General features: G+C 41.3%; 12 protein-coding genes and 1 tRNA gene. 9 read left to right on the top strand and 4 right to left on the bottom strand.

The genetic code is table 11. The features are described from left to right. Positions 1 to 608: BspA family leucine-rich repeat surface protein (locus J6U00_RS07905; protein ID WP_296580801.1), on the bottom strand; the 608-nt coding region annotated here is incomplete at its 3' end. Positions 609 to 920: 312 nt separating this feature from the next. On the opposite strand from J6U00_RS07905, the gene glgB reads away from it, so the two are divergent. After that, positions 921 to 2,711 carry a 1,4-alpha-glucan branching protein GlgB gene (gene glgB, locus J6U00_RS07900; protein WP_296580799.1) on the top strand — a complete coding sequence of 597 codons (1,791 nt, stop codon included), beginning with the start codon at positions 921 to 923 and terminating at the stop codon, positions 2,709 to 2,711. Between the two features lie 270 nt (positions 2,712 to 2,981). Beyond that, positions 2,982 to 3,070 (top strand) — tRNA-Ser (locus J6U00_RS07895). Between the two features lie 48 nt (positions 3,071 to 3,118). Here J6U00_RS07895 and J6U00_RS07890 read toward each other — a convergent pair. Next, positions 3,119 to 4,012: a site-specific integrase gene (locus J6U00_RS07890; RefSeq protein ID WP_296580805.1), complete on the bottom strand. Its 894-nt coding sequence runs from the start codon at positions 4,010 to 4,012 to the stop codon at positions 3,119 to 3,121. 68 nt (positions 4,013 to 4,080) lie between these two features. Here J6U00_RS07890 and J6U00_RS07885 point away from each other — a divergent pair, with 68 nt between their 5' ends. The 6 genes from J6U00_RS07885 to J6U00_RS07860 all read left to right on the top strand — a co-directional run bounded on the left by J6U00_RS07885 (position 4,081) and on the right by J6U00_RS07860 (position 6,861). Further along, the gene (locus J6U00_RS07885; protein ID WP_365718471.1) at positions 4,081 to 4,302 is read left to right on the top strand and encodes a hypothetical protein; all 222 of its coding nucleotides are present in this window, start codon (positions 4,081 to 4,083) and stop codon (positions 4,300 to 4,302) included. Between the two features lie 134 nt (positions 4,303 to 4,436). Next, positions 4,437 to 4,802, top strand: coding sequence for a helix-turn-helix transcriptional regulator (locus tag J6U00_RS07880; protein WP_205581456.1), 366 nt, complete (start codon positions 4,437 to 4,439; stop codon positions 4,800 to 4,802). Beyond that, positions 4,802 to 5,341 carry a hypothetical protein gene (locus tag J6U00_RS07875; RefSeq protein WP_296580797.1) on the top strand — a complete coding sequence of 180 codons (540 nt, stop codon included), beginning with the start codon at positions 4,802 to 4,804 and terminating at the stop codon, positions 5,339 to 5,341. The genes J6U00_RS07880 and J6U00_RS07875 overlap by 1 nt, the downstream gene beginning before the upstream one ends. Positions 5,342 to 5,566: 225 nt before the next feature. Further along, positions 5,567 to 6,190 carry a DUF4417 domain-containing protein gene (locus tag J6U00_RS07870; protein ID WP_296580795.1) on the top strand — a complete coding sequence of 208 codons (624 nt, stop codon included), beginning with the start codon at positions 5,567 to 5,569 and terminating at the stop codon, positions 6,188 to 6,190. Between the two features lies 1 nt (position 6,191). Beyond that, positions 6,192 to 6,578 carry a hypothetical protein gene (locus J6U00_RS07865; RefSeq protein ID WP_296580793.1) on the top strand — a complete coding sequence of 129 codons (387 nt, stop codon included), beginning with the start codon at positions 6,192 to 6,194 and terminating at the stop codon, positions 6,576 to 6,578. Continuing rightward, on the top strand, positions 6,571 to 6,861 hold the full coding sequence (locus J6U00_RS07860; RefSeq protein WP_296580791.1) for a hypothetical protein: 291 nt from the start codon (positions 6,571 to 6,573) through the stop codon (positions 6,859 to 6,861). The genes J6U00_RS07865 and J6U00_RS07860 overlap by 8 nt, the downstream gene beginning before the upstream one ends. A 365-nt stretch (positions 6,862 to 7,226) precedes the next feature. Here the strand turns inward: J6U00_RS07860 and J6U00_RS07850 are convergent, their stop codons facing one another. Next, positions 7,227 to 7,457, bottom strand: a complete 231-nt coding sequence (locus J6U00_RS07850; RefSeq protein ID WP_296580789.1) for a hypothetical protein — start codon at positions 7,455 to 7,457, stop codon at positions 7,227 to 7,229. Between the two features lie 27 nt (positions 7,458 to 7,484). Beyond that, a complete protein-coding gene (locus J6U00_RS07845) occupies positions 7,485 to 7,676 on the bottom strand; it encodes a hypothetical protein (RefSeq protein ID WP_296580787.1) in 192 nt (63 codons plus the stop codon). Between the two features lie 179 nt (positions 7,677 to 7,855). On the opposite strand from J6U00_RS07845, the gene J6U00_RS07840 reads away from it, so the two are divergent. Beyond that, positions 7,856 to 8,860 carry a Fic family protein gene (locus J6U00_RS07840; RefSeq protein ID WP_296580786.1) on the top strand — a complete coding sequence of 335 codons (1,005 nt, stop codon included), beginning with the start codon at positions 7,856 to 7,858 and terminating at the stop codon, positions 8,858 to 8,860. The last annotated feature ends 30 nt before the right edge of the window (positions 8,861 to 8,890 follow it).

Here is an 8,890-nt window from a genome sequence, read left to right as displayed (position 1 = left end):
ATAAAAGCCATACTCGTAACATTTGCTGTGTCAAAACTTCCGAGGTCAAGTGATTTGAGGCTGCTGCAACAAAAAAACATACTGTCCATTCTTTCGACATTTGATGTATCAAAGTCGGTCATATCAATTGATTCAAGGTTATTACAACCAGAAAACATCTCATGCATATCTGTGACGTTGTTTGTATTTAAATAGCCGAGATCAACTGATTGAAGGTTTTGACAGCCTTGAAACATATTGTTCATATCTTTTACATTACTTGTATCAGCATTTGAAAGATCAATAGTCTTTGCAGAAAACCACATGAATAAACCGGAACTGTCTTCAGGCAGGACTGTTTCACTGTCAGCAATAATTGTTAAATCATTGTAGTTTACGTAGCCGCCAAATGTTGAACGGTCAACATTTCCGCTGATCGTAAGAATGTTTCTTTCTGCATCATAAGTTGCTGTAGGTTCTTTCTCCGGTGTAACAAGTTTGTTATCAAGATCATTTTCGGCTTTAGCTGTAAATATAGTTTTATCATCAACAGGAACACTTACAGCTCCTCCTACAAGGGAAAAAGCCATTGCTGCTGCTGTGATTTTCTTAATTAGCTTGTTTTTCATTATTACATCTCCTTTTCAATTTGCAAGCAGTAAAACTGCATTGCGTATGATAATTGGCGTACTGCGTATAAAATGCTTATCATATATTCCCCGTATAACAACAGGCGTTTTATACAATTTGTATTTGAATAACAAAAATATTTTATCACATATTGCGCAAAAAGTCAAGTCTTTTATCACAGTGCATGAAAAATTTTTCTGTGTCAACTGAGCATTTTGAGAATTCGTCGTATGTGCCGGATTTTTCTGCGTATTCCTTGCTATTTTTGCAATAATATGCTATAATCAGTAAAAAAAGATGGTGGCGATGCTATGGACATAATGAAATTCTACCGTGGAGATGAGTTTGAAGCCTACAACTATCTCGGAGCCCATACAGGAAAAAACGGAACGGTCTTTCGTACCTACGCGCCCAACGCGGAAAAGGTTTCCTTGATAGGCGATTTTTCTGACTGGAAGGAACTCCCGATGAAGCCAGTGAATGACGGCAGGTTTTACGAGCTCGCTGTCGTTGAAGCAGAGGAGGGTATGCGCTACAAGTACCGTATCTACGACAAAAAAGGTGGATTTATCGACCACTGCGACCCATACGGCTTCGGAATGGAGGTACGTCCCGGTACCTGCTCTGTTATCCGAGATATCAGGAACTATAGCTTTTTGGACGGAGAATGGCTGGAAAAACGCACTGACTGCCGTGACAAGCCAATGAATATATATGAAGTTCACTTAGGCTCGTGGAAAAGGCGCTCTGACGAGGAAAGTGAAGGGTGGTACAGTTATTCCGAGTTAGCTGATGTGCTTATAGACTATGTCTGCGAGTACGGCTATAATTATATTGAGCTAATGCCACTCAGCGAGCATCCCTGCGATGAATCGTGGGGATATCAGTGTACGGGCTTCTTTGCGCCCACATCACGTTATGGTACTCCAGCAGAACTAATGGAGCTCGTGGATAAGTGCCACAAAAGGGGGATAGGTGTTATCGTAGACTTTGTTCCTGTGCATTTTGCAGTTGATCATTACGCGCTTACGGAGTACGACGGCACAAAGCTATATGAGTATCCCAGTGACGATATAGGCTATAACGAATGGGGAAGCCGCAATTTTAACCATTCAAAAGGAGAGGTGAGAACATTCATACAGTCCGCTGCTGATTACTGGCTCAGTGTTTATCATTTCGACGGGCTCCGTATGGACGCGATACGCAATATGATATACTGGAACGGCGATGAAAGTCGCGGTGAGAACAGCAACGCGTTGGAGTTTATCAGAACTATGAACAGCGGTCTGAAATTTCGTCACCCGTCGGCAATAATCGCCGCAGAGGACTCCTCTGCATACCCGAGAGTAACGGCTTCCGTAATGGAGGGCGGCCTGGGCTTTGATTACAAGTGGGATCTGGGCTGGATGCATGATACTCTCGATTATTTCCGGACGGCTCCTATGTATCGCTCCCGTGACTATCACAAGCTTACATTTTCCATGCTATATTTCTATAACGAGAGGTTCATACTTCCCCTTTCACATGACGAGGTAGTTCACGGAAAAGCAACCGTTGCGCAGAAGATGAACGGCAGGTATGAGGATAAGTTCCCGCAGGCAAGGGCTTTGTATATGTATATGACAGCCCACCCAGGTAAAAAGCTGAACTTTATGGGAAGCGAGTTCGCACAGCTCCGCGAATGGGACGAAAAACGCCAGCAGGACTGGGATATGCTGAAATACCCTCTACATGATTCCTTCCGCGAGTACATAAAGATTCTAAATCACATATACCTTAAATACGACGCGCTGCATTATGATAATGATACCACAAATTTTGTCTGGGAGGATTGCAACTGTACGGATCGGTGCATCTATGCAATGCGTAGAAAATCAGAAAATGGTGATATACTTGCAGTCTTCAATTTTTCCGACTGGTATCAGTTTGGTTATTCCCTAAGGCTCGGAGCAGGCTGTTCGGTACAACTGCTGCTTGATTCCGACAATCAGCTGTACAGCGGTGCCACTCCCAACGGCGGAACGAAATATACTTATTCCAGCGAAACTCTAGATATGGATATACCTCCTTTCAGCGGTAGGATGTATCTTCTTACAAAATAAAATCAGAGCAGGGGGGGAGTTGAACTCCTGCTCTTTTTTGTTATAATATTATTTTTTTACAAAAATACTTGATTTTGATACTTCAGTGTGATATAATATTATAGTGATTTTATGCAGTGGTATCGAAGTGGTCATAACGGACATGACTCGAAACATAGTCGGTTTTGAGCTTGCCGCACTTTGATTTATCCCTGTTCTGCGTGGTTTCAGCCGTGTTCGTATTTGCATTTCAAATTGGCTGTCTCGCAGTTTTATTGTTAAATTAAATACGCAGTGGTATCGAAGTGGTCATAACGGACATGACTCGAAATCATGATGCCCCTTGAGGGACGTGGGTTCGAATCCCACCCACTGCGCCAAGTTTTTATGTATGAGCCTCTGAACATATCCGTTCAGAGGCTTTTACTTTACGCTTCCAGTGCTCTTGCTATTGCCTCGACACTCAACTTCTTGCTTTCGCTGTCTACATGGCTGTACACATTGCTCGTTGTACTTATGTCGCTGTGACCGAGCCATTCCTGTATCAATTTCATCTGCACACCGTTTGCGAGTAGTAAGCTTGCACAGCTGTGACGCAGATCGTGGAATCGTATTTTTCTCAGACCGTTTCTGCGGAGAACGATTGCGAAGTGGTCTGATACATAGTTGGGACGTATCAGCTCTCCCACAGCGTCCACGCAGATGTAATCCTCATACTTTTTGCAATAACCTCTGCCGAAAGCCTTCTTCATTTCAACCTGCTTGTCACGCTCGGCGAGCAGTGCCTGTTCGACTATCGGTATCAGCGGAAGCGTTCTGTACGATGATTTCGTTTTCATAATATCGTAGCCTGTAACTCCGTCCTCGTCCTGAAGCACCTTGTGCTTGATACTTATTGTCTTGCATACGAAGTTCACCGCTGACCATTTCAGTCCGATGACCTCGCTGCGGCGCAGTCCGTAGTAGGCAGCTATAATGATAACGATGTGCAGCGGATCGTTCTTTGTACAGTCGATGAGCTGTTTTATTTCCTCAGCGTTATAGTAGCTGCCGATGAACTGAACCGACTTCGGACGGTCAGCCTGATCCACAGGATTTGTGGGACTGATACGTCTTTTCATCGCTGACTTGAATGCAAGGTGTATGAGGGAGTGGTGTCGCTGACAGCTCGTTCCTTTGAGGCCTTTGCTCCTGAGATAAGCATAGTATTCGTTTATTTCATCGCCGGTTATATCCTTGACCTTGATGTTCATCTCCTTGAAGAACGGTATCATATGTACGTCCATGTACCTTTTGTAGCTTGTGTATGTGGACTTGGTGATATTGCCTTTGTGTTGTTAAAGACATCCACTACAACCTTATACTTTCCGATAAAACAATCAGAATCAACATGTCCGATGAACTGTTTGATAAAGATTATATCGTCACAGTCCTCAACTCCCCTAAAATTAGAGAGCAGATTATAGGATTGATGTCAGGTATGGACAAGCAACAAGTCAATGTATCACAAGATAAGTACAAAACTGTTTTCATTCCGCTACCTCCGCTTGCTGAGCAGAAGCGTATTGTAGCCAAGATAGAAGAACTCATGAAATACTGCGATAAGCTATAAGAATCGGGCATACTCTCAAAAGCGAGAGTATGCCCGATGGCACAATGTTTAGTTAACCTAAAAAAGATTAAGAAAAATACTTGACAATTGGTGATGCTTGTGATATAATACTTGGTAAAGAAGGAGGTGTCACTATGGCTTATACGAAGTTTGGCGAATTTATGCGTATATTGAGAGTGAAACACCACGAGGTTATGGGCGATGTTGCTAAACTGCTCGGTGTCTCAACACCATTCCTATCTGCTGTTGAGAACGGAAAAAAGAATGTTCCAGCAGAGTGGTTCACTGTTATTGTTGAGCATTATGCTCTAACAGATGAGGAACAGATTGAACTCAGAGATGCTATCGAAAACTCCAAAACACAGATAAAGCTGAATTTATCGGGATCTTCTGCTTATCAGCGTGATGCTGCTCTGCAATTTGCACGTTCTTTCGGGGAGATCGACGAGAATACGGCTCAGAAAATCTTAGAACTTTTGAAAAGGAGCAACAACGACTAATGGATTATATTACTAAACCTACAAGTAGAGCAACGTTAAGACGGTTCAGTAAGATTGTTAGAGCAATTTTCGGCTGCGAGTCTGATGATGAGCCATTTCCTGTCCTTCAGGCTTTAGAAAAGCTGCCGGATGTTGTTGACGATACAAATTATGAGATCGTTGATGATGGCGATTTGCCTGCCAACGTCTTTGCACAGTGTTTTCCTAAACCAGAAGGCGGTTTTGTGATACAGATCAAGGAAACTGTCTATAACGGTGCTTGCTGTGATGATAACTATGCTTTTCTTTGTTTTATCTGTCATGAGATTTGTCATGTGCTTCTCTTTTGGATAGGCTTTACGCCAGTATCTACCCGTGCATTCGGAGACGATGAGATTGAGCCTTTCAGAAGCGTAGAATGGCAGGCAAAGGCTTTGACAGGTGAAGTCATGATCCCTTATGATGCTTCAAAGGGAATGACATCAAAGGCGATTGTGGAAAAATACCACGTAACTAAACAGTCAGCCGATTACAGAGTCAAGCAGGATAAAAAGAAATGATGATTATATCGAAAGGTAGGGTGATTCCGATGGACACTTACTATGACAAGAAAAAACGCACAGGCGTTTGATACTGTTGGCGCAGTATCAGCCTATGCGTTTCCAGCTATGTACAATTGTACACAACTTTGCAAGCACAATTATAACATAGCTGATCTTTTTTGTCAATAAGCAAACCATACAAATAATATTGACCGTCGATTTAATCGACAGAAAGGAGAAGCTATGACTTCTTTAGAAATGAGAAGTAATTCTCTATTTATGAGAAACAATTTCACTGTATCTGGAAAGTGGGATATCCCACTCATAAAAAAACAGGATATACCTATTGATAACGTTTGTCTTATCGCATATTCAGACACAAGGCAGAACGATAAACCTGAAAACACTGCTTGCGGAGTTCATTTCTTTATTGATGATTATCGGTTTACGGGAATTTATAACAATCCCGAAAGAAGTATTGAGAAGCTCTCGCAGTATGCATATCTGCTTACACCTGATTATTCAACCTATTACGATATGAATTATTGGAGACAGCTTGAAAGTGTTGCTCATAGTCATTGGGTAGGTGCATACTGGCAGAGTATGGGGTTGAAAGTAGTTCCTACTATGACATGGAGTGACAGCAGAAGTTACTCTTTTTGCAATGACGGAGTTGAAAAAGGCTGTGTTGTGGCTGTTGGCATGATTGGATGCAAGCATGAGAAGAAACTTTTCCTTCGTGGATATAACAAAATGATTGAAACAGTTGAGCCGAGTGCTATTATCTGCTTAGGCGAGCCTTTCAAGGAAATGGAAGGTAATATTATTCCCGTTGACTATCGTGCATCAAGGAAGGTGGTGCGCTGAAATGGGCGGCAGAGGTACATACGCAGCAGGAAATAATGTTCCATATACCTATGAAACTGTAGGATATGTAGATGATGCAAAGGTTTTATTCGGGAAACCTGAAACTGGTTTACATGATCTACCGGTTGAAGCGCATTCGAGTAATGTATATGTTAAATTACATAAGGACGGAACATTAAATATGATGAGGGTATACGATAATGAGCACTATCTCACAGCAGAGATAGCCTATCACCCTGAGCCAGATTTAACAGGAAATCGTAAACCCGTACTGCATATTCACTACTATGATCGTAACCTCAAGCGAACTGATGCTGCTTATTTAGACCATGAAACGTTTAAAAAGTATGAAAAGTATCTTGTAGGAAGGAAGTGGTATAATGATTGACGGAAATGCAAGAGATTTCATCGAAAAACTCCATTATGAAGATCATTATGTAATCTACAATGGTGAGAAATTTTTCTTCAATGGTTGTCAGACTAAGTTATTCCCCGATGGAAATACAGAATGTGTCAGTCTTGAAGTATACAATCTTACAACAGACGAAACGATATTTTCAACTAAAAAAGCTTTTGCTTCTGACTGTATTCTTGCTTTTGAAGAAGCACCTATCTGGGATGGAAAAACATTTTGGGAAATCGAAAATGAGATGCAGTGGGTTGATGAATAATCGAGAACTAAAAGAATCACTGTACAAGGAACTTTTAAAATAATAACTGGAAATAGTATAGCGGTCCCCCTGTGTAGGTTGACCGCTATCTTTTTACCAATCAATAATATTGTCTACGATCTCACGCTGTTCCGTGGCTGTCTTACGGAGATAAATGCGAGTAGTCTCAATGCTCTCATGCCCCATATATTGATAATAGTCACACATTCAGCGCATTGCGTGTCATACGATAAATCTCCAGCCGTGACGGTGAATGAGGCGAATTATTCGTCTGGTTGACTGTCCGGCTGTTTTCATTATTTCAGCATAATTATTGTTATATATTCATATAACAGGTTAGTCATATCTGATGAGAAGAATTAGAATTATTCAACATACTTTATCGTTCCGTCCGTATATTCAATAAATGCTTTTTTAGTGACAATATCATAACGGGCAATGGGCTTTCCGCAAATCTTCGCCTTATTCAGTGCTGCCTTAACAGCAGCCTTAGCTCTTATATCCATATCTATATCGTCCTGTGAAAGATACGCTTCTTTTTCAGAATTATCAAATACGGTAACAGACATACCATTTATATTTACAACTTTTGGCATAGGATTTCTCCTTTGATACTTTTAGAATTACTCATTATATACTCTCCTTTCGTCAGGATACTCAATATATGGCATATTCTTATCATGATCATATCTTGAAACAGGGAGCCCTTTGATACGGCGTATCTCGTCATCTATTCTGACCGCTTCTATAAAGCGCCTTGTCAACTCGTCATCACTTATTCCGCAGGTTGAATCTAATTTATTTAGTTCTTCCATAAAGGCTTACCTCCGTGTTTTTTCAACTATTATACCATCTCAGCTCTCATAAATCAATTCTATTACAAAAATATGAGTTTTACAGAAATTTCGCACTTTCCCCCAACTAAAAAACTTGATTAATTATCTATTCTATGGTATAATACTATTATAGATTCATTTTATGCAGGGAGGTTAATATGGCTGATTACAGACCGCCGTTTACTGTTACAGACAGGATAGTAGCTCTTATTGCTGACATAAGCGAACAAATCGGTAAGATAACGATACAGCATCAGGGCAACATAAATCCGCATCTGAGAAGAGAAAACCGCATAAGAACAATACATTCCTCTCTTGCAATCGAACACAATTCGTTGACTATAGATCAGGTCACGGCTATTATTGACGGCAAACGTGTCCTTGGCAACCCTAATGAGATACAGGAAGTCAAGAACGCCTATGAAGCATATGAGCTTATGTTGAAACTTGATCCTAATTCTGTTGAGGATCTGTTATCGGCTCATCGTCTTATGATGAAAGGACTTGTTCCTGAAAACGGCAGATTTCGTTCAAAGGGCGTTGGTATTTTCGACGGCGAGCAGCTTATTCATATGGCGCCGCCCGCTGATCTTGTTCCGAAACTGATAGCCGACCTTTTTGAATGGTATAAGACCTCTGAAGTACATCCTCTTATAAAAAGTGCTGTTTTCCATTATGAATTTGAGTTTATTCATCCATTTGCTGACGGTAACGGACGTATGGGCAGAATGTGGCACAGTCTGCTGCTCGGACAGTGGAAGGAGCTTTTCTATTGGCTGCCAATCGAAGAACTGATACGCTCAAGGCAAGCTGAATACTATAACGCTTTAGGTAAAGCTGATAAAAGTACAGACAGCGCAGTATTTGTTGAGCTGATGCTTGATATAATATACTCTACTTTAAAGGATATGGAAAATGTTAGTCGCTCGACCGACCAAGTCGGCGACCAAGATACCGACCAAGATGATAACATTAGCAGATTAATAAAAATTCTGGGTGACAAGGAGATGTCGGCTGCTGATATTATGAACGGACTCGGACTCTCTCATCGTCCTACCTTCCGCAAGAATTATCTTGCACCTGCATTGGAGAAGGGAATAATCGAGAGAACTATTCCTGATAAGCCGAACAGCAAGAACCAGAAATATCGCAAAGTCAAATAAAAACGAAGGGGCTGTTTTTTTACAGCCCCT

The sequence above is a fragment of the Ruminococcus sp. genome, assembly GCF_017650195.1.
Classification (GTDB): domain Bacteria; phylum Bacillota; class Clostridia; order Oscillospirales; family Ruminococcaceae; genus Ruminococcus.
This window is presented reverse-complemented; position numbering and strand designations above follow the sequence as displayed.